Origin of the sequence: Serratia sp. AXJ-M (assembly GCF_046531865.1) — a bacterium.
Taxonomy (GTDB): domain Bacteria; phylum Pseudomonadota; class Gammaproteobacteria; order Enterobacterales; family Enterobacteriaceae; genus Serratia; species Serratia liquefaciens.
On sequence record NZ_CP059394.1, the window covers coordinates 1,142,388 to 1,162,396 of the forward strand.

Genomic DNA, 20,009 nt, shown 5'->3' on the forward strand with positions numbered 1-20,009 from the left:
ATATCTTAGCAAGTTGTTCAATATTTGCCATATCCGACATAATTTGACGTATATCGCAAAAATTTGAAATCAAAGGGCTTTGTTTCGCGTTACAATTTCGGTCACCTCAAAAAAGCCGTTAATGATCATATGGAGTTCTGCCATGCGCTTTTCGTTAAAAACCACCGCATGCGCTTTGGCCGTATCCCTGACTTTCCTGTCGGGAGCCGCCAGCGCCTGGGAAAAGGATAAGACCTACGACATCACCATTTTGCACACCAACGATCACCACGGCCATTTCTGGCAGAACGATCATGGCGAATATGGCTTGGGTGCACAGAAAACCTTGGTAGACAGCATCCGTCAGGAAGTCGCGGCGCAGGGGGGCAGTCTGTTGCTGCTGTCGGGCGGTGATATCAACACCGGCGTGCCGGAATCCGATCTGCAAGATGCCGAACCGGACTTCCGCGGCATGAATCTGGTGGGTTACGACGCAATGGCGATCGGTAACCATGAATTCGACAACCCGCTCAGCGTGCTGCGTCAGCAGGAAAAGTGGGCGACCTTCCCCTTGCTGTCGGCCAATATTTATCAAAAAAGCACCCAGCAGCGTCTGTTCAAGCCCTATGCCTTATTTGACAAGCAGGGGATCAAGATTGCGGTCATCGGCCTGACGACGGATGACACGGCCAAGATTGGCAACCCGGAGTATTTTACCGACATCGAGTTCCGTGTTCCTGCACAGGAAGCCAAACAGGTAGTGGAGCAATTGCGTAAGGACGAAAAGCCGGACGTGATTATCGCCGCAACGCACATGGGCCATTACGATGACGGCAATCACGGCTCCAACGCGCCGGGCGATGTTGAGATGGCGCGCAGCCTGCCTGCCGGCTATCTGGACATGATCGTTGGTGGTCATTCGCAGGATCCGGTCTGTATGGCGAGCGAGAACCACAAGCAGGTGGATTATGTGCCGGGCACGCCGTGCGCGCCGGATCGTCAGAACGGCACCTGGATTGTGCAGGCGCATGAGTGGGGCAAGTACGTGGGCCGCGCCGATTTCCAGTTCCGTAACGGTGAACTGAAGCTGGTGCATTACCAACTGATTCCGGTCAACCTGAAGAAGAAGGTGGAGAAAGCCGACGGCACCAGTGAGCGTGTGTTTTACACCCAACAGATCGCAGAAGATCCTTCCATGATGAAGCTGCTGACGCCGTTCCAGGAAAAAGGTAAGGCGCAGTTGGACGTCAAGATTGGCAGCGTCAACGGCAAGCTGGAAGGCGACCGCAGCAAAGTGCGCTTTGTACAGACCAACCTGTCACGCGTCTTGTTGGCAGCGCAGATGGAACGTGCCGAGGCTGATTTTGCGGTGATGAGCGGTGGCGGGGTGCGTGACTCGATTGAAGGCGGCGATATCACCTATAAAAACGTGCTGAAAGTGCAGCCATTCGGCAATACGCTGGTCTACGTCGAGATGAAAGGCAGCGACGTGGAAAAATACCTGGCTGTAGTCGCCAACATGAAGGTAGATTCCGGGGCCTATGCGCAGTTTGCCAACGTTAGCCTAACAGCGGACGGTCAGGGCGTCAGCAACGTCAAGATCAAGGGGGAACCGCTGCAGGCGGACAAAACCTACCGTATGGCCACGTTGAACTTCAATGCGTTGGGCGGCGACGGTTATCCGAAGCTGGATACCCTGCCAAGCTACGTCAACACCGGGTTTATCGATGCCGAAGTCTTGAAGCAATACATCGAGAAGCACTCACCGCTGGACGCAGCGGCCTATGAGCCTAAAGGCGAGATCGTTTATCAATAATATTATGGCGGCTTTTACCGGTTAAAAGCCGCCGTCGATTTTCCCTGCATTACCACACTTCTAGTATAAAAGAATTCTAATATTATTAATTTCAATATTGTTTTCCCTGTCTTGCATAATTGTATTTCTATTTTCTTTGTCTATACCTTTAGGGTTAATGATTTTATCTTCCTTAAATAATAATTTTCCAGGGAATAAAGCTCAGCGAAATAATCGTGATTGAAGAGGAAATGAAATGTACAGGACAGCAGTGCTTTTATATGGCGTCGTCGGCTATTTTTTAGGAGTGGTTGGCTTTGTTTTGCTTATTTTATTACTTAACGGCTGGTGGCTGAGAAATATGGTCGCCGTTAGGGAGGATACCGACGTATGGCCCTGGCTGGTGAATATCGTTTTGCTTTTGCTGTTTGGCTTGGTGCATTCCGTTATGGCCCATGAGAGGTTCAAGGGCCGTTTGGCGCTGTCCCCGGCATTGGAAAGAAGCTCCTATGTGTTAATTGCCGGTGCGTCGTTGGCGCTACTGGCGCTTGCGTGGCAACCACTGCCGGGCGTCTTGTGGCGGCTACAGCCAGACAGTGTTGCCGCATGGGGGCTTAACGGTATTAGTGCGCTAGGCTGGCTCGTGGTCTTTGCGTCAACCTGCATGATCAGCCACACCGACTTATTTGGCTTGCGACAATCCTGGCTGCAATGGAGAGAACGCCAATATACCGATTTGCCTTTTCAGGTAAGAGGATTTTACCGGTTGACACGGCATCCCATGATGACGGGAATGTTACTGGCATTTTGGTTCACGCCAGAGATGACCGCTGGGCGTCTATTATTTAATTCAGGTATGACATTATATATTTTGGTGGGTGTTTATTTTGAAGAACGTAGCCTGCTTAAAGCTTTAGGGGCGGATTATCAGCGGTATTGCCGACATGTTCCCATGTTGTTGCCGCGAATGGGGATACGGAATAAGCCGACGGAGTAATCAGATCCCGCGGCCGACGTTGGGACTGCGGCCGCGTCATCAGGCTTCTAGTCGCGCTTGGCGATATCGGCGAAGCTGCCGGCCAACAGCCGGCAAAGATCTTGCGCCGCCAGTTCGATGTCCAGCCCGCGTTTACCGCCGGAGACATAAATGGTGGCGAACTGCTGTGCCGGGCTGTCGATCACCGTTGGCAGCCGCTTTTTTTGCCCCAGCGGGCTGATGCCGCCGACCAGATAACCCGTCACGCGCTGCGCCAGTAGCGGATCGGCCATCTCTGCCTTTTTGGCGCCGAGCGCACGAGCGACCTTTTTCAGATCCAACTGTGTAGCTACCGGTGTGACCGCCACTGCCAGATGTTTGGCGTCGCCGTTCAGCGCCACCAGTAACGTTTTATAGACGCGGTCTGCATCCAGCCCCAATTTTTTCACTGCTTCATCGCCGAAGTTGGTTTCAGCACTGTCGTGATGATAAGGATGAAGGGTAAAAGCGACTTTTTGTTTCTCAAGCAGGATCACTGCGGGCGTCATGTGTTTTCCTCTTCCCCGTTAAGCGGGAGGTTGCAAACGGATGCAACAAAATTACAAAAATATAACGGTAACAGCAACCTGAGTGGCAGCCGCGTAAAGCGGGTTGCCAAGATGTTCACTGGGTTGCTACCCTGTCTGTTGTAACCGTTAACACGGTTGCTATGCGTATAACTAAAATACAAGAAATTCCTCTTTGACTGGCCAGTAGCGATATTGGCCACTTTTTTACTGCGCCTGCAGCATCGCCGGCAGATTATCCTCGCCATACAGATGCAGTGCGCCTACCGCCACCACGTAATTTCCTGGCGGTAACGCCTCCAGCTTTTGTTGCCAGTCGCGATTTCGTTGGTGCATCAACACGTCATACAGATCGGCGCTGAATGTGGCGGGCAGGGTTTCGAGCATACCGCTGGGTTTTGCGTCTAGCCACCAACTCACCATGGTTTGCAGCAAGCGCGCGTTGGTGTGCCAGTGCTCCAGCGTGTCGCGCAGCAGTGCTATTCCTCCCTCCGGTAACTGTTCCAGCATACTCATCTGGTGTTCCGCCCCTTCCAGCTCAATCACCTTTTTATGCTGGTCTCTGGCCGCCTGCAACAGTTGATAATCCACGCCGTATTCGGCGCGTAATCCCAATCGCTGAGCCTGACGGGCTTGCATCATTAACGCTACCTGCCAGCCGGGCAGGGTGGAAAAACTGTCGACGTCGGCACCCAGCTCCTGGCACAGCGTCAGTAATTGCTGAAATTCTGACTCTGAGAGCCGCTGTTCAAGTTCCGGTTGCTGTTCGATGCGGTCAAAGGGCGAGGCGGAACCGGTGATGTCGGCTTCAACAATCAGGGCATCTGCCTGTTTGAGGCGAGCTGCCAGCTTGGCCGGCAGCGGCGACATATCCACCGTGCCCATATGAATGCTGCCCACCAGATGGAACTGACGATCGCCGGGCAGCCGAATATCCAGCGCCGGGTAGGCGTAAGTCATCGGGGATATCAGGCCGAGAAAGGCGGCGATTCGGCGTAACAGTTGACCCATACAGCGTGGCTCCTGAATAGCGTGTTCACCCTTGGCTTGGCAAGGTGAGGATTCCCCATGCTAAACGCTATCCGCTGGACAAGAAAGCCTGAAGAGTGAAGGAATTATCCCAAAGAAAAAGGGGCGCACTATTTGCGCCCCTTGGGTATTTAGCGTTTGGGTTTAAAACGCAGCAGTCGGTTGGCGTTACTGACCACGGTAATGGAGGACAGCGCCATAGCCGCGCCCGCCACCACCGGACTGAGCAGGGTGCCGGTCAACGGATACAGTACCCCGGCGGCAATCGGGATGCCGAGCGTGTTATAAACAAAGGCCCCCAGCAGGTTCTGCTTCATATTGCGCAATGTGGCTTTAGACAGCTCAAGCGCATCGGCGACGCCGTTCAGGCTGTGGCGAATTAGGGTGATGGCGGCAGTCTCAATGGCGATATCGCTGCCGCCTCCCATGGCAATGCCGACATCGGCCTGCGCCAGCGCCGGCGCGTCGTTGATACCGTCGCCGATCATGGCTACGCGGTGCCCCTGCGCCTGCAGCTGTTTGATCGCTTCGGCTTTGCCCTCCGGCAACACGCCGGCAATCACCCGGTCGATACCGGCCTCTTTGGCAATGGCGTTGGCGGTCACCGGGTTGTCGCCGGTTAACATCACCAACTGATAGCCCTGACGGTGCAAGCGCTGTAGCGCTTCAACGCTGTCGCGGCGCAGCGGATCACGGATGGCGAACAGCGCGGCCGGCTTACCCTCGACGGCCAGCAGCACCGGCGTAATGCCACGCTCTGCCTGTTGCTGCATCTGTGTGTCCAGCTCGGCGGTGGCCACCTGATGCTGTTGTAATAACGCAGCATTGCCCAGCAGCAACTTCATGCCGTCCACTTCGCCGCTAACGCCTGCACCGCGCAGAGTACGGAACTGCTCAACCTGCGGCAGCGCTTGTCCTTCGGCGTGATCAACGATGGCACGGGCCAGCGGGTGGCTGGCGCCCTGTTCCAATGCGGCAGCCCAGCGCAGTGCCTGCTGCTCGCTCACCTGGTTAAACGTGAGGATTTCTACCACCCGCGGCTGACCTTCGGTCAGGGTGCCGGTTTTATCAAACACCAGGGTGTCGAGTTGGCTTGCCTGCTGCAAGGCATCGGCATCACGTACCAACACGCCAAATTCGGCGGCGCGGCCCACTCCGGAGATGATCGACATCGGCGTCGCCAAACCCAGTGCGCAAGGGCAGGCGATGATCAAGACCGTGGTGGCGATCACCAGCGTATAAACCAGCTGCGGTTGCGGGCCGAAGAAATACCAGATTGCGGCGCTGAACAGGGCGATGGCCACTACCGTCGGGACGAATACTGCAGAAATGCGATCCGCCAGCTTACCGATCTCAGGCTTACTGCTCTGCGCCTGACGCACCAGCTTGATGACGCGTGCCAGGGTGGTTTTGCTGCCGATAGCGCCGGCACGGAATAGCACACTGCCGTCATCGACCACCGTACCGGCATGTACGGTATCACCCACGCTTTTTTGTTGCGGCACCGCCTCGCCGGTCAGCATTGCTTCATCCAGCCAGACTTCACCCTGAATTATCTCACCGTCTACCGGGATACGATCGCCGGTCGTCAGCCGCAGCGTCATGCCGAGCTGCACCTGCGCCAACGGGATGCTTTTCTCGCCATCGTCGGTCACCAGGCGCGCCGTCGGCGGCGTCAGATCCAACAGCCGTTCCAGCGCCTGTGATGAGCGCTGGCGAGCGCGTTGTTCCAGCGCATGGCCCAGGTTTATCAGACCGATGATCATTGCGCTGGCTTCGTAGTACAGATGCCGCGCCGCCATCGGAAAGAAATCCGGCCACAGGTTGACGCTGATTGAGTACAGCCAGGCGGCACCGGTGCCCAGTGCGACCAGGGTGTCCATGGTGGCGCTGCCGTTCATCAGCGCGCGCCAGGCATTACGATAGAAATGCCCGCCGGCGAACACCATCACCGCCAGCGTGAGCAGGCCGACCAGCAGCCACGGACGCTGAGTTTCCGGCGTCAGTGACATGCTGCCACCAAACAGCCCCCAGGCCATCAAGGGGATACCCAGCGCCAGGCCAAGCGCGGCTTGCCAGCGAAAACGCTTCATATTGGCCTGCGCAGTTTGCTGTTGGCGCTCGCGGCGTTCGGTTTCGTCCTGGATCATTTCTGCGCCGTAACCGGCTTTCTCGACCGCCGCGACCAGCGCTTGCGGATCGGCGCTGCCGGTGATCAGCGCGCTGCGTTCCGCCAGATTGACGCGCGCCTGATCTACACCGGATACGCTTTGTAGTGCATTTTGCACTTTACTGACGCAGCTGGCGCAGCTCATGCCACTGAGCAAAAGCTGCACGCTGTCATCATCATCGCCATGAGAGGTTGCCGGAAGGGGAGACGAGGCCGTTGCCTGGGTTTCCGGCAATACAGGGACTGATTCAGTCAACGGCTCAGTTTTTGGGGAGGTAGCGGCTCCGGCAAGGCTCGCGTGATAACCCGCGTCTTCAACTGCGGCGATCAACGCCTCGGAAGCGGCGTCACCGTAAACCTTGGCGCTGTCGATACTGACGTCGGCGGCAATCACCCCCGGCACCGCTTCCAGCGCTTTGCGGGTGCTGGCAGCGCAGTGCATGCAGCTCAGACCGTTCAACTGCAGCTCGGTATCCGGCTGTTGCGCCACGGCGGCCTGATAGCCGGCAGCGACTACGCTGTCAATCAGCGCCTGGCTCGGCGCCTCGCCAGTGACTTTGGCATAGTGGACATTGACCTCTGCCTGTTCGACATCTTCGCGGCTTTCCAGGGCTTTTTTCACCCGCTGCGCGCAGTTCATGCAGGTCAGTCCCTGCAATGCCAGCACTGTGGTTTGTGACATGATTCGATTCCTCGCTCAGGTGCGGTGTTTAAAGGTTGACCGCTTAGCCTATTTTCACTAAGAATGGAGTCTAAACCTTCCAGCAAGGGGAAGGTCAAGGGGGATAAATGAATATCAGCGACGTGGCGAAAAAAACCGGTTTAACCAGCAAGGCAATCCGCTTCTATGAAGAGAAAGGGCTGGTTACCGCGCCGATCCGCACCGATAACGGCTACCGCAGCTACAGCCCGAAGCACATTGAGGAGCTGACGTTGCTGCGTCAGGCGCGGCAGGTGGGGTTTAACCTGGACGAGTGCGGCGAACTGGTGGCGTTGTTCAACGATCCGGCCCGTCACAGCGCCGATGTGAAAGCACGCACCCTGCAAAAAGTGGCGGACATTGAAAAGCACATCGCCGAGTTGGGTGAGATGCGCCAGCGTTTACTGGCGCTGGCGGATCAGTGCCCGGGGGATGACGGAGCAGAGTGCCCGATCATTAATAACCTGGCAGGGTGTTGCCACACAGAGAAACGGTGAAAAAGATAACGGTTATTAGCTAGATCACAGAACTTATGTTCATTGATCAACCATACAACTTACTCCCATTTATCCCCTACCAAATGCCTCTTATTGTTGCTATGTCCATAAGGACTTCGCTTACTAAGAGGTTTTTCGTTATGAATACTTGTCCTGATATCGCAACATTACGAACTATTATCCCTACCTCGGCTAATGAATTTATCGAGGTTGTTTCTTATTATTCAGGCTGGCACGGAGATGATCAATTGCAGTCTGGCGGTGGGGTTTTCATTTCTTCTACTGATCCTGACCTTATTGATGATGCAGGAATTTATATAAAACCCAATTCACAGTGGACATGGGTTCGTGCGTTAAACAGTCAGTCTCTGGTATCGCCAAATATGTTTGGTGCCCGTGGCAATGGTAGTGCAGATGATACTAACGCACTAACGGCCGCTTTTTTGACAACATATGATACGGTTTGTCAGCAGGGGGCAACTTATATGACGTCTGACACCGTACGGATTAAGAATGGTAATTCTGGTAAGAAAGTTATTAATCTGAATGGTGCAACTATTAAGGCTAAGCCAGGTCATCTGAAACCATTTTTTGCTAATCAAACCTCTACTTCTGAGACTTATGACTATTTGCATGGTGTGGAAATGTTTGGTGGCACGTTATATGGCTGGGTAAAGCGTGAAAGTGTTTATCACCAGGTGTCTTCACATAACGGTTTTGTCGCGGGAGACAAAAGTTACTTCTATCATATGACAGTGCGGGGGTTTTGTGACGGTATGGTATTAATGGGCGACTCCGTCGCTTTCGACGTGAGTGTTGATGAGTGTAGGGATAATTTAATTGTCGTTAAGAACAATGATAATGTGGTCAGTAATATAACAGGTGGTTATTGCCTTGGCGATGGGGTTTTAGTTAAGGGCAATAAAAATATTGTTGCTAAAGTCACTATTGCTGGCGCGGGAATACCAGCCAGTACTTTTGAGCCTGGTTATGTGTCTGGTTCTATTGTTGCTTTAGGGCAGGATAGTCAACTCGATGGAATGACTTCAAACTGTTATGTCATTGATGTTAAATGTGGAACATGGGGTGGGGGTGGGGTCATTGTCGATGGAAAAAATAATTTTTGCGACAATATTGTGGGTGGCGACTGTTACTATCTTGAACAGACGAATGCTTCTGCCATTCTAAACGGAGCGCCGGCAGTGTATGTCGGAGGCAGCAAACACCGAATCAATAATGTTACTGTTGGGCACTGTATTAGAGGAGTGGAAATACATGATGGTTCAGAAGGCAACCTCATTGACAATATTTCTATAGCATCGTGCCGGGTACATCCAGGATTAAGTGCGTCTGGTACTCAGTTGGATAGTCGCATTGGTAAATTAACGTTCGGTCGTCTGATTGGCAATAAGGCTTTAGATCTTAACATGAGTGGTCTGGTTATAGATCAGATTACGGTTAATGAATATGCAAGTGCTTTCGGAAGTGGAGGGAGTCTTTGCAGCATTAAGAAACCAGCAACAATTGGTAGCTTGGTATTTAACAGCAAGTCGGCAAATAACATGCTGCCGGTAGTGTTGATGGAGGCAAATGCGAACATTGATAATCTGATTGTGAACAACAACAAGTCCGTTAGCTTACAAACTATGGCAAGCGTCACCCAACTGCCACAGAATTTGACAATCCAACAAACGGCAGATGCCATTGACTCAGCGGTTAAAATATTCGGAGACGGAGCCTTATTCGTTAAAACCTGGCAGATCAAAGGCAACCCGACAGTCCTGCCAAGTCTTCGGGGGGCAGATACACAATTAACTATTGAACACTATCCTTCCGACAGTCTGCCATGGAAAGTGACCTATCCTGCAACCTCAAAAGTCATCGTTCTAAACTCGGCATTGATTGCATAAACAAAAAAGCCGGGACCCTCCCGGCTTAATGAGTTAACGGGATTGTTGAGGTAGCGCGCGGATCACCAGCGTTATGCCTTCGACGGCGATCACTTCCACCTCGGTGCCCACCGCCAGATCTTCACTGGCCTGCGCACGCCAACTGCTGTCGCCGATGTTAATGCGCCCCATGCCGTTGTGCATGGGTTCCGTCAGCGTGGCGCGGGTGCCAATCAGCTGGCGGTTGCGCTGGTTCAGTACCTGCGAACCGCTGGAGGCCGCCGCCGGACGTTGGCGCAGCCAATACCACCACAGGTAGGCCACCACCACGGTCAGCACGGCAAAAATCACCCCCTGCCATTCCCAGGCCAACTGCGGCAACAACCAGACAATCGCGCCGACCACCACCGCGGATACGCCGCTCCATAACAGGTAGCCGCTGGCGCCGAGCATTTCGGCCGCCAGCAGCAGCCCGCCAAGGGAGAGCCAGAACCAGTGCGGGTTTGCTGCAATTTGTTCGAGCATGATTACTTGCCTTTGGTGTCTTTCAACAGCTCGGCAATGCCACCAATTGAACCGAGCAGGCTGCTGGCATCCAGCGGCATCATGATGACTTTACTGTTATTGGCGGAGCCGATCTTCTGCAGCGCATCGGTGTATTTCTGCGCCACAAAGTAGTTCACCGCCTGGATATTGCCGCTGGCGATAGCATCGGACACCAGTTGAGTCGCACGAGCTTCGGCTTCCGCGGCACGTTCACGGGCTTCCGCCTGCAGGAACGCAGACTGACGCTCACCTTCCGCCTTGAGGATTTGCGACTGTTTGTCGCCTTCGGCACGCAGGATAGCAGCCTGACGTACGCCTTCAGCCTCCAGAATATCCGCACGCTTGGTTCGCTCGGCCTTCATCTGGGCGTTCATTGCCGAGATTAACTCTGCCGGTGGACGTACGTCACGGATCTCGATACGGGTGATTTTAATGCCCCAGGGGTTGGTGGCCTCATCGACAATGTGCAGCAGGCGGCTGTTGATGCTGTCACGCTGCGAGAGAATTTCGTCCAGCTCCATCGAGCCGAGCACGGTACGGAAGTTGGTCATGGTCAGGTTGACGATCGCCAGTTCCAGGTTGCTGACCTCATAAGCGGCACGGGCCGGATCCACCACCTGGATAAAACACACCGCATCGATGGCCACATTGGCGTTATCGCGCGAGATGATTTCCTGAGATGGAATATCCAGTACCTGTTCCATCATATTGATTTTTCTGCCGATGCGGTCCATAAAAGGCACCACCAGGTTTAAACCGGGCATCAGCGTTTTGGTGTAGCGGCCGAAGCGTTCCACCGTCCATTGGAACCCCTGCGGAACAATTTTGACGCCGGCAAATACGATGATTAGCGCGACGACAATCACGATGGGAATAAGGGTAAACATGGCAAACCTCCTGTCGGACATATGTAAACGAATATTACGCCAGCTACCGTGCAAAGACTAATAAATCAGGGGCGTTGTGCCATTAACATTCCAAATTGGCATGTTTCTAATAATTTTAATTCATTTCATGACGTTGTCCGCCTTGGCTAGAGTAAAAAGCATTGCCGTTTTTCACTTCAAATATTTGTCATTTATATTTGCGACTATGCTTTTTGAAATGACATCTAGCGCCAAGGATTGTTATGGACTCAATCAGTGTTGATGAACTCGCCCCGAAAAAAGATCGTTGGTATCGCATTGTGGAGGAATTGTTGTCCTCCGCCGATGTAGCCATCAACGGCAACCGCGCCTGCGATATCAAGGTACATAATCCGGCGTTGTTTAAACGCATTTTGCAGGAGGGATCGCTCGGGTTCGGCGAAAGCTACATGGATGGCTGGTGGGACTGTGAGCGACTGGATGTGCTATTTACCCGCATTCTGCAGGCGGGCGTCGATGAGCGCTTGCCTAAAAACCTGAGCGACGTTGCGCGCATCGCCTATGCCCGGCTGTTTAACCGTCAGTCGCGTAAACGCGCCTGGCAGGTGGGTAAGGAGCATTACGATATCGGTAACGATCTGTTCCGCGCGATGCTCGATCCCTATATGCAATATTCCTGCGGCTATTGGAAAGACGCTGACACGCTGGAGCAGGCGCAGCAGGCCAAGTTGAAAATGATCTGCGAGAAGTTGCAGCTGAAACCCGGTATGTCACTGCTGGACATCGGCTGTGGCTGGGGCGGATTGGCTCAATATGCGGCAGAAAACTACGGTGTGTCCGTGTATGGCGTGACGATTTCCGCCGAGCAGCAAAAGCTGGCGCAGGAACGCTGCCAGGGATTGGACGTGGAGATACAACTGCAGGATTATCGCGATCTTGACCGTCAGTTTGACCGCATTGTCTCCGTCGGCATGTTCGAACACGTGGGGCCGAAGAACTACGACACGTATTTCCGCGTAGCAGCGCGCAACCTCAAGCCCGATGGGCTGTTCCTGCTGCACACCATAGGTGCTAACCAAACCAATCTGCACGTCGACGCCTGGATAGACAAATACATTTTCCCCAACGGCTGCCTGCCATCGGTACGGCATATTTCCGAGGCCAGCGAAGGACGTTTTGTGATGGAGGATTGGCACAATATCGGCGCCGATTACGATCGAACGCTGATGGCCTGGTATGAGAATTTCAAACGGGCGTGGCCGCAGCTGGCCGAAGAGTATTCCGAGCGGTTCGAGCGGATGTTCACCTATTACCTGAATGCCTGCGCCGGCGCGTTCCGTGCACGGGATATTCAGCTATGGCAGGTGTTGTTCAGCCCGAAGGGGGTGGACGGTGGGGTTCGTGTTTACCGCTGATATCCCCTTCGTCTTTCCAGCCACATCGTTGTTGGCTGCACGCTCGAGCCCTGGTCACTTAGTTATCTAAGCTCCCAGGGCTTCTCGCGTTTGCCGCCTAGATGTGGCGGGAAATCCATTGGGGATCTGTCCCAAATAACTAAGGCCATACCCTAAATAATTGGAGTTGCATCACGGCGGCAAGTTTGTAAGTCCCCAGGAGCTTACTTAAGTAAGTGACTGGGGTGAGCAAACGCAGCCAACACAGATGCAGCTTCAAGTATGACGGGTATTAATACAGTAATGAATACAACTGACGGCGGTACTTAGCTGCTAATGCGTCGCCGGTGCCCAGCGCGGCCAGAATATCCATCAGCGTCTTGCGCGCGTTGCCATTGGCGGCGGCGAGATCTTTCTTCAGATGCCCCATCAGCAGCTCCAACGCTTCTTCATTGCGCCCGACCTGATGCAGTTGCAGCGCCAGCTGCACGGCTAAATCGACGTTCTCCGGTTGCTGTTCCACCTGCTGTTGCAACTGTTGAATTTCCGGCGTGTCGGCAGCCTGCTTCAGCAGCTCAATCTGCGCCACCAGACCCTGATAGCGGGTATCACGATCCTGCAGCGGAATGGTCGCCAGCACGGTTTCGGCATCTTCAGTGCGGTTCAGCGCTATCTGGGTTTCTGCCAGTGTCAGGCCAATATCGCTGCGTTGCTGGCTGGCTTGCCAGGCGTCTTTCAACAGCGGTAACGCCTCAGTGGCATTGCCTTCGGCCAGCAATTCAGTCGCCTGCGCCAGCTTCAAATCTTCTTCTTTAGGCAGGAAACGCTGCAGGAATTCGCGGATCATCTCTTCCGGCTGCGGGCCCTGGAATCCGTCGACCGGCTGGCCGTCTTTGAACAGGTACACCGTCGGCAAAGAACGCAGGCCAAACTGGGCCGCGATGGCCTGTTCGGCGTCGCAATCCACTTTTGCCAGCACGAACTGACCGGCATATTCCGCCGCCAGTTTGTCCAGTATCGGGGTGAGCTGCAGACAGTGTTGGCTGCGATCCGACCAGAAGTAGAACACCACCGGCAGGGACATTGACTGTTCCAGCGTCTGGTGCAGGTTAGTTTCGTTAATATCAACAACAGCTTGAGCTAGCATGTATTTTCTCTCTGATCTTGCGGAGCCATTGGCTTTTAAATGGGGGCGGAGTGGCGTTCTTCAACCCCGCCGGCCCAATTAACCGTTGCTGCGCAGCAGCCAGTCCAGGCAGCGACCCGGCAGGATGCGACGCAATACGCTGAGCGCGTGCGCCAGCAGGGTCACCGGGTAACGCAGTTTAGCCCTTGGACTTTCCAGCGCGTGGCGCAATTTGGGCAAAATGGCTTCCGGCGGCAGCGTCAGGCGCTTGGCAATACCGGGGTTATGCACCGGTTTGTCGCTCTGCGCCTGATTGACGTTCTGGGTAAAGTGGGTGGAGATGGGGCCGGGCTCAATCAGGCTGACCTGAATGCCGGTACCGTGCAGCTCCATACGCAGAGCATCGGACCAGGCTTCCAGCGCAAACTTGCTGGCGGCATAGGCACCGCGTCCGGCGCTGGAAACCAGCCCCATCACCGAACTGGTCTGAATAATGCGCCCCTCGCCGTGCGGCAGCATTGCCGGCAACAGCAACTGGGTTAACTGATGGGTGCCAAACAGGTTGGTGGCGAATTGGCGTTCCAACTGCTGGCGCGAAATGCTGCTCAGCGGCCCATAAACGCCAAAGCCGCCGTTGTTGAACAGGCCGTACAGCCGATTGCCGGTCAGTTCGATCACCTGTGCGGCGGCACGTTCGACACTGGCGCTGTCGTCCAGATCCAGCTCAATGCCTTCCAGCCCAAGCTGGCGCATGTTTTCCACGTCCTGCGGTTTGCGGCAGGCGGCCAGCACGCGGTAGCCACGGTTACGCAGATCCTGTGCCGCAATCAATCCAATCCCGCTGGAACAGCCGGTTATCAACACTGCTTTTTGCATAACTTTACCTAGTGTACAACGCTATTTAGTTAGACTCATGTTTTACTAGAGGTTCCAGACGTTCCGCCATCCAGGTGGCGATAAACGGTTGGGCATCCTTATTGGGATGCAATCCGTCATCCTGCATCCATTCCGCTTTTACCACCACCTGTTCCATATAGAACGGCAGCAGCGGAATGTTGAACTGTTTAGCCAACTGAGGGTAAACCGCGCTGAAGGCCTCGGTATAACGGCGGCCATAGTTGGGCGGGATGCGGATCTGCATCAGCAGCGGCTGTGCGCCGGCCTGCTGTACCAAGGTGATGATTTGGCCGAGATCGCGCTGCAGGTCCTGTGCCGGGAAACCTCGCAGACCATCGTTGGCGCCCAATTCAATCAGCACCCAACGCGGCTGGTGCTGTTTTAGCAATTCGGGCAGGCGGGCCAGCCCCTGTGCAGCGGTGTCGCCGCTGATACTGGCGTTGACCAGTTGCGGATCGCCCGGCTTTTTCTGCCATTGATCGGCCAACAGCGTCGGCCAGGCCTGCGCCACCGGCAAGCGATAACCGGCGCTTAAACTGTCGCCTAAAATCAACAGGGTATCGGCGGCGACAGCGCGTAAACTGAATAATCCCAACAGCAAAAGGAAGGGAAGATGCCAGCGGAAAACGTTCTTGAAGTTCATCATCTTAGTAAACACGTTGGTCAGGGTGAGCATCAGCTCTCCATCCTTACCGGAGTCGAGCTGGTTGTCAAACCCGCGCAGACAATTGCCCTGATTGGCGAGTCCGGTTCGGGCAAGTCAACGCTGCTGGGGATCCTCGCCGGGCTGGACGACGGCAGCGAAGGGGAGGTGCATTTGTTGGGCGAATCGCTGACCGCGCTGGACGAAGAGGGCCGCGCCGCGCTGCGTGCCAAAAATGTCGGCTTTGTATTTCAATCATTTATGCTGGTACCGACGCTCAATGCGCTGGAAAACGTGCAGTTGCCGGCGCTGCTGCGCGGTGAAAGTGACCGCCAGAGCCGTGAGCAGGCGGTGCAACTGTTGGAACAGTTGGGTTTGGGCAAGCGCCTTGATCATTTGCCGGCGCAGCTCTCCGGTGGCGAACAGCAGCGGGTGGCGCTGGCGCGGGCGTTTAGCGGGCGGCCACGGGTGCTGTTCGCCGATGAGCCGACCGGCAATCTCGATCGCCAGACCGGCGAGCGCATCGCCGATTTGCTGTTTTCACTCAACCGCGATTTCTCCACCACCTTAATCCTGGTCACTCATGATGAAACCCTGGCGGCGCGCTGCCAGCGGCGGCTGCGCCTGCGCGAAGGCAAGCTGTGGGAGGAAGCATGATCTGGCGCTGGTTCTGGCGCGAGTGGCGCTCGCCGTCGCTGCTGATCGTTTGGCTGGCGCTGACGCTGTCGATGGCCTGCGTACTGGCATTGGGCAGCATCAGCGATCGTATGGACAAGGGCCTGAGCCAACAGAGCCGCGATTTTATCGCCGGTGACCGTGTGCTGCGCAGCGCCCGGCCGGTACCGGAAGGCTGGCTGCTGGATGCGCAGCAGCAGGGGCTGAAGGTCAGCCGACAGTTGTCGTTCACCACCATGACCTACGCCGGAGACCGGCCGCAGTTGGCGGACGTGAAGGCCACCGATCTGGCCTATCCGCTGTACGGCAAGCTGGAGACCCGTCCGGCTAATGCCAAGCTGACGCCGGGCAGCGTATTGGTCGCACCGCGTTTGCTGGCGCTGTTGAACGTAAAGGTGGGGGATACGTTGGACGTGGGCGACACCCAACTGCGTATTGCCGGTGAAATCATTCAGGAGCCGGATTCCGGCTTTAACCCCTTCCAGACCGCGCCGCGTATCATGATCAATCTGGCGGATGTGGATAAAACCGGGGCTGTGCAGCCAGGCAGTCGCCTGACCTACCGTTATATGTTTGCCGGAGCTGCGCAGGATATTCAGCGTTACGAAGATCGCCTGACGCCGCAGCTCGGCCCGGATCAGCGCTGGTTCGGACTGCAGGAATCCGGCAGCGCATTAGGCAAATCGCTGCAGCGTTCGCAGCAGTTCTTGCTGTTGTCCGCATTGCTGACTTTGCTGCTGTCGATTGCCGCCGTAGCGGTGGCGATGAGCCACTATTGCCGCAGTCGTTACGATCTGATCGCGGTGCTGAAAACGCTGGGTGCCGGTCGTAGTGCGTTGCGTAAGCTGATTGTCGGCCAGTGGCTGGCGGTGATCCTGCTGGCTGCGGTATGCGGGGGGATTATCGGGTTGGGATTTGAGGCGGTGTTGATCCGCCTGCTGGCTCCGGTGTTGCCGGGGGAGCTGCCTGCCGCCGGGACCTGGCCGTGGCTGTGGGCGATCGGCGCGTTGCTGATGATTTCGCTGCTGGTGGGGCTGCGGCCATACCGGCAGCTGTTGGCGACTCAGCCGCTGCGGGTGCTACGCCGCGATGTGGTGGCTAACGTCTGGCCGCTGCGCTACTTCCTGCCGGTGACGGCGGTGATTGTGGTAGCGTTGCTGACCGCGCTGATGGGCGCCAGCACGCTGCTGTGGTCGATCCTGGCCGGTATTCTGGTGTTGGCCTTGCTGTTGGGCGCTATCGGTTGGGGCAGCCTGCTGCTGCTGCGTCGTATTACGCTTAAAAACCTGGCGCTGCGTCTGGCGGTTAACCGTCTGTTGCATCAACCTTGGGTGACGGTGAGCCAACTTGCGGCCTTTTCGCTGTCGTTTATGCTGTTGGCGTTATTGCTGGTGTTGCGTGGCGATCTGCTCGAGCGCTGGCAGCAACAACTGCCGCCGGACAGCCCAAACTACTTCCTGTTGAACCTGACCGAAGCGCAGGTGCCGCAGGTGAAGACCTTCCTGCATCAGCATCAAATTGCACCTGAGACCTACTATCCGATTGTCCGTGTTCGCCTGACCGAGATTAACCAGCAGGTGGCGACCGAACGGGTGCACGAGGACGATCCGGGCGGTGAAGCGGTGAATCGCGAACTGAACCTGACCTGGCTGGCGGATTTGCCGGCGCACAATCCTTTGCTGGCGGGCAGTTGGCCGCCTAAGACCGGCGAAGTGTCGATGGATCAGGGTATTGCCGGGCGGCTCAAGATCAAGCTGGGCGATACGCTGACCTTCAGTGGCGATACCCAGTCGTTCAGCGCCAAGGTGACCAGCCTGCGGCAGGTGGATTGGGAAAGTCTGAAGCCGAACTTTTACTTTATCTTCCCGCCGGGTGCGCTGGACGGTCAGCCGCAAACCTGGCTCACCAGTTTCCGCTATGACGGGGACGGCCAGATGTTAACCCAGCTCAATCGTCAGTTCCCGACGCTCAGCCTGCTGGATATCGGCTCGATCCTCAAACAGGTGGGCGGCGTGCTGCAGCAGGTCAGCCGTGCACTGGAAGTGATGGTGGTGCTGGTGGTGTTGTGTGGCGGCCTGTTGCTGATGGCTCAGGTGCAGGTGGGGATGCGTCAGCGACGTCAGGAGTTGGTGGTGTATCGCACGCTGGGCGCAGGCAAGCGCCTGTTGCGCAGTACGCTGTGGTGTGAATTTGCCCTGCTGGGGCTGGTGGCGGGCATCGCCGCTGCGGTGGGCGCCGAGGCGGCACTGTGGCTGTTGCAAAGCCAGGTGTTTGACTTCCCGTGGGCACCGACACCGGTGCTGTGGTGGGCACTGCCGTTGCTCAGCGCGCTGTTGCTGTCGCTGTGTGGCGGTTGGCTGGGCGTGCGTTTGCTACGTGGTCAGGCGCTGTTCCGCAGCTACGACGGCTAGTTCCTTCAGGTTATCGACCGGCCCATTGTCAGGGGCCGGTCGACGTTACTCTCCGCACGACCCGTTTCTCGTTAACACTACCGCTTTCAATCCCTGCCTCGATCTGTCGGCCATCCTCTTGGCCGAACTCTGCGTGAAATCGGTTACACTCTGCCTTCGGGTTACTCAATTTATTGGGAGCGGCCAAGGTAAAATGATATTGCTGTCACCGCCATATTAGGGCATGAATGCTTATCTTTAGCCTTTAAAATCAGTGGTGAGTGTTGTTTTTAAGGTTGTGTTTCTGTTTTTATCTAAACAAATAATAAATGTAATCGTTTCCACTAATGTGATCGCACTCACTTCTCTCTGGCGAATTGCCTCCTATCATACGGGCAACTTAAGCACGTTATCGTTTGGAGGCTGTATGAGTACTACCGTCAAAGTGTCGGCGGCTGAAAAGAGCCAGAGCAATGCAGGGATGACTTTTTTCGTCTGTTTTCTGGCCGCACTGGCTGGGTTGCTATTCGGTCTGGATATCGGGGTTATTGCGGGTGCTCTGCCGTTTATCACCGACTCGTTTAACATCACCAGCTCCCAGCAGGAGTGGGTGGTCAGCTCAATGATGTTTGGGGCGGCGGTCGGCGCCGTGGGCAGTGGCTGGATGAACTTCCGTATCGGGCGTAAATACAGCCTGATGATTGGCGCCGTGTTGTTTGTCGTTGGTTCACTGTGCTCAGCCGCGGCTCCCAACGTGGAAATCTTGCTGATTTCTCGCGTGCTGCTTGGGCTGGCGGTGGGGGTGGCTTCTTATACCGCGCCGATTTATCTGTCTGAAATTGCCCCGGAGAAAATTCGCGGCAGCATGATCTCGATGTATCAGTTGATGATTACCATCGGCATTCTGGCGGCCTACCTGTCGGATACCGCATTCAGCTATACCGGCGCTTGGCGCTGGATGCTGGGCGTGATCACCATCCCTGCGGTATTGCTGTTGATCGGCGTGTTCTTCTTGCCGGATAGCCCGCGCTGGCTGGCTTCGCGCAATCGCCATGAGCAGGCGCGCCAGGTATTGGAAAAGCTGCGTGACACCAGCGCTCAGGCGCAGCACGAACTGAATGAAATTCGCGAAAGCCTTAAGCTGAAACAGAGCGGCTGGGCGCTGTTTAAAGACAATAAAAACTTCCGCCGTGCCGTGTTCCTTGGCGTCCTGCTGCAGGTGATGCAACAGTTCACCGGGATGAACGTCATCATGTACTACGCACCGAAAATTTTTGGCCTGGCGGGCTTTGCCAGTACCGCACAGCAGATGTGGGGGACGGTGATTGTCGGCCTGGTTAACGTGCTGGCGACCTTTATTGCCATCGGGTTGGTTGACCGATGGGGGCGAAAACCGACGCTGACGCTGGGCTTTGTCGTCATGGCGGTGGGCATGGGCGCGCTGGGGACCATGATGAATGTGGGCATGACCTCGCCGGCCGAGCAATACTTTGCCATCATCATGCTGCTGATGTTTATTGTCGGTTTTGCCATGAGCGCCGGCCCGCTGATTTGGGTGCTGTGTTCAGAGATCCAGCCGCTGAAAGGCCGCGATTTTGGCATAACCTGTTCTACCGCCACCAACTGGATTGCCAACATGATCGTCGGGGCGACGTTCCTGACCATGCTCAATTCGCTGGGTAGCGCGCACACTTTCTGGGTGTACGCAGCGCTTAACCTGGTATTTATCTTCATCACGCTGGCGTTGATTCCGGAAACCAAAAATATCTCGCTGGAGCATATCGAACGCAATCTGATGGCCGGTAAACCGTTACGCAACATTGGTTCGCGCTAGCCGACAGGCTGGGCATAGGATATTCGTTCAGGCATCT

General features: G+C 55.6%; 16 protein-coding genes. 8 read left to right on the forward strand and 8 right to left on the reverse strand.

Annotated elements, in window-relative coordinates:
- Nucleotides 1–142: 142 nt before the first annotated feature.
- On the forward strand, nt 143–1,795 hold the full coding sequence (ushA, locus tag H0S68_RS05310) for a bifunctional UDP-sugar hydrolase/5'-nucleotidase UshA (RefSeq protein ID WP_116691044.1): 1,653 nt from the start codon (nt 143–145) through the stop codon (nt 1,793–1,795).
- Nucleotides 1,796–2,030: 235 nt separating this feature from the next.
- Nucleotides 2,031–2,771, forward strand: a complete 741-nt coding sequence (locus tag H0S68_RS05315; RefSeq protein WP_410529211.1) for a methyltransferase family protein — start codon at nt 2,031–2,033, stop codon at nt 2,769–2,771.
- Between the two features lie 47 nt (nt 2,772–2,818).
- Here the strand turns inward: H0S68_RS05315 and ybaK are convergent, their stop codons facing one another.
- The 3 genes from ybaK to copA all read right to left on the reverse strand — a co-directional run bounded on the left by ybaK (nt 2,819) and on the right by copA (nt 7,197).
- Nucleotides 2,819–3,298 (reverse strand): Cys-tRNA(Pro)/Cys-tRNA(Cys) deacylase YbaK, encoded by a 480-nt coding sequence (ybaK, locus tag H0S68_RS05320; RefSeq protein ID WP_020825546.1) that lies wholly within the window; start codon nt 3,296–3,298, stop codon nt 2,819–2,821.
- A 225-nt stretch (nt 3,299–3,523) separates the two neighbouring features.
- The gene (locus H0S68_RS05325; protein ID WP_410529212.1) at nt 3,524–4,327 is read right to left on the reverse strand and encodes a TraB/GumN family protein; all 804 of its coding nucleotides are present in this window, start codon (nt 4,325–4,327) and stop codon (nt 3,524–3,526) included.
- Nucleotides 4,328–4,476: 149 nt separating this feature from the next.
- Nucleotides 4,477–7,197 (reverse strand): copper-exporting P-type ATPase CopA, encoded by a 2,721-nt coding sequence (gene copA / locus H0S68_RS05330; RefSeq protein WP_410529213.1) that lies wholly within the window; start codon nt 7,195–7,197, stop codon nt 4,477–4,479.
- Nucleotides 7,198–7,304: 107 nt separating this feature from the next.
- On the opposite strand from copA, the gene cueR reads away from it, so the two are divergent.
- Nucleotides 7,305–7,712 carry a Cu(I)-responsive transcriptional regulator gene (gene cueR / locus H0S68_RS05335; protein WP_122077539.1) on the forward strand — a complete coding sequence of 136 codons (408 nt, stop codon included), beginning with the start codon at nt 7,305–7,307 and terminating at the stop codon, nt 7,710–7,712.
- Between the two features lie 140 nt (nt 7,713–7,852).
- Nucleotides 7,853–9,622: a hypothetical protein gene (locus H0S68_RS05340; protein ID WP_130016220.1), complete on the forward strand. Its 1,770-nt coding sequence runs from the start codon at nt 7,853–7,855 to the stop codon at nt 9,620–9,622.
- Between the two features lie 33 nt (nt 9,623–9,655).
- On the opposite strand, the gene H0S68_RS05345 is transcribed toward H0S68_RS05340, so the two are convergent.
- Nucleotides 9,656–10,126 carry an NfeD family protein gene (locus tag H0S68_RS05345; RefSeq protein WP_142815771.1) on the reverse strand — a complete coding sequence of 157 codons (471 nt, stop codon included), beginning with the start codon at nt 10,124–10,126 and terminating at the stop codon, nt 9,656–9,658.
- Nucleotides 10,127–10,128: 2 nt separating this feature from the next.
- On the reverse strand, nt 10,129–11,034 hold the full coding sequence (locus tag H0S68_RS05350; RefSeq protein ID WP_020825551.1) for an SPFH domain-containing protein: 906 nt from the start codon (nt 11,032–11,034) through the stop codon (nt 10,129–10,131).
- A gap of 242 nt (nt 11,035–11,276) precedes the next feature.
- Between H0S68_RS05350 and cfa the strand changes: the two genes are divergently transcribed.
- Nucleotides 11,277–12,428 carry a cyclopropane fatty acyl phospholipid synthase gene (gene cfa, locus H0S68_RS05355; RefSeq protein WP_122077543.1) on the forward strand — a complete coding sequence of 384 codons (1,152 nt, stop codon included), beginning with the start codon at nt 11,277–11,279 and terminating at the stop codon, nt 12,426–12,428.
- A gap of 271 nt (nt 12,429–12,699) precedes the next feature.
- Here cfa and H0S68_RS05360 read toward each other — a convergent pair whose 3' ends face one another.
- The 3 genes from H0S68_RS05360 to tesA form a co-directional block, all read right to left on the reverse strand.
- On the reverse strand, nt 12,700–13,554 hold the full coding sequence (locus H0S68_RS05360; RefSeq protein WP_041414284.1) for a co-chaperone YbbN: 855 nt from the start codon (nt 13,552–13,554) through the stop codon (nt 12,700–12,702).
- 78 nt (nt 13,555–13,632) lie between these two features.
- Complete coding sequence (locus tag H0S68_RS05365; protein WP_128864437.1) at nt 13,633–14,409, reverse strand: SDR family oxidoreductase; 777 nt, start codon at nt 14,407–14,409, stop codon at nt 13,633–13,635.
- Nucleotides 14,410–14,434: 25 nt separating this feature from the next.
- On the reverse strand, nt 14,435–15,073 hold the full coding sequence (gene tesA / locus H0S68_RS05370; RefSeq protein WP_044548763.1) for a multifunctional acyl-CoA thioesterase I/protease I/lysophospholipase L1: 639 nt from the start codon (nt 15,071–15,073) through the stop codon (nt 14,435–14,437).
- Between tesA and ybbA the strand changes: the two genes are divergently transcribed.
- From ybbA to H0S68_RS05385, 3 genes are all read left to right on the forward strand, one after another.
- A complete protein-coding gene (gene ybbA, locus H0S68_RS05375) occupies nt 15,044–15,730 on the forward strand; it encodes a putative ABC transporter ATP-binding protein YbbA (protein ID WP_020825556.1) in 687 nt (228 codons plus the stop codon). The genes tesA and ybbA overlap by 30 nt on opposite strands.
- Nucleotides 15,727–18,159, forward strand: a complete 2,433-nt coding sequence (gene ybbP, locus H0S68_RS05380) for a putative ABC transporter permease subunit YbbP (protein ID WP_410529214.1) — start codon at nt 15,727–15,729, stop codon at nt 18,157–18,159. Before ybbA ends, ybbP begins: the two co-directional genes overlap by 4 nt.
- Nucleotides 18,160–18,565: 406 nt before the next feature.
- Nucleotides 18,566–19,972 carry a sugar porter family MFS transporter gene (locus H0S68_RS05385; protein WP_020825558.1) on the forward strand — a complete coding sequence of 469 codons (1,407 nt, stop codon included), beginning with the start codon at nt 18,566–18,568 and terminating at the stop codon, nt 19,970–19,972.
- Nucleotides 19,973–20,009 lie beyond the last annotated feature (37 nt).

What these genes read in the sequence shown, in the direction of transcription:
- ybbA (WP_020825556.1), top strand. Translation starts at nt 15,044, where the DNA reads ATGCCAGCGGAAAACGTTCTTGAAGTTCATCATCTTAGTAAACACGTT.
- H0S68_RS05360 (WP_041414284.1), bottom strand. Translation starts at nt 13,554, where the DNA reads ATGCTAGCTCAAGCTGTTGTTGATATTAACGAAACTAACCTGCACCAG.
- H0S68_RS05385 (WP_020825558.1), top strand. Translation starts at nt 18,566, where the DNA reads ATGAGTACTACCGTCAAAGTGTCGGCGGCTGAAAAGAGCCAGAGCAAT.
- cfa (WP_122077543.1), top strand. Translation starts at nt 11,277, where the DNA reads ATGGACTCAATCAGTGTTGATGAACTCGCCCCGAAAAAAGATCGTTGG.
- cueR (WP_122077539.1), top strand. Translation starts at nt 7,305, where the DNA reads ATGAATATCAGCGACGTGGCGAAAAAAACCGGTTTAACCAGCAAGGCA.
- ybbP (WP_410529214.1), top strand. Translation starts at nt 15,727, where the DNA reads ATGATCTGGCGCTGGTTCTGGCGCGAGTGGCGCTCGCCGTCGCTGCTG.
- H0S68_RS05350 (WP_020825551.1), bottom strand. Translation starts at nt 11,034, where the DNA reads ATGTTTACCCTTATTCCCATCGTGATTGTCGTCGCGCTAATCATCGTA.
- tesA (WP_044548763.1), bottom strand. Translation starts at nt 15,073, where the DNA reads ATGAACTTCAAGAACGTTTTCCGCTGGCATCTTCCCTTCCTTTTGCTG.
- copA (WP_410529213.1), bottom strand. Translation starts at nt 7,197, where the DNA reads ATGTCACAAACCACAGTGCTGGCATTGCAGGGACTGACCTGCATGAAC.
- H0S68_RS05340 (WP_130016220.1), top strand. Translation starts at nt 7,853, where the DNA reads ATGAATACTTGTCCTGATATCGCAACATTACGAACTATTATCCCTACC.
- H0S68_RS05365 (WP_128864437.1), bottom strand. Translation starts at nt 14,409, where the DNA reads ATGCAAAAAGCAGTGTTGATAACCGGCTGTTCCAGCGGGATTGGATTG.
- ybaK (WP_020825546.1), bottom strand. Translation starts at nt 3,298, where the DNA reads ATGACGCCCGCAGTGATCCTGCTTGAGAAACAAAAAGTCGCTTTTACC.
- H0S68_RS05325 (WP_410529212.1), bottom strand. Translation starts at nt 4,327, where the DNA reads ATGGGTCAACTGTTACGCCGAATCGCCGCCTTTCTCGGCCTGATATCC.
- H0S68_RS05345 (WP_142815771.1), bottom strand. Translation starts at nt 10,126, where the DNA reads ATGCTCGAACAAATTGCAGCAAACCCGCACTGGTTCTGGCTCTCCCTT.
- ushA (WP_116691044.1), top strand. Translation starts at nt 143, where the DNA reads ATGCGCTTTTCGTTAAAAACCACCGCATGCGCTTTGGCCGTATCCCTG.
- H0S68_RS05315 (WP_410529211.1), top strand. Translation starts at nt 2,031, where the DNA reads ATGTACAGGACAGCAGTGCTTTTATATGGCGTCGTCGGCTATTTTTTA.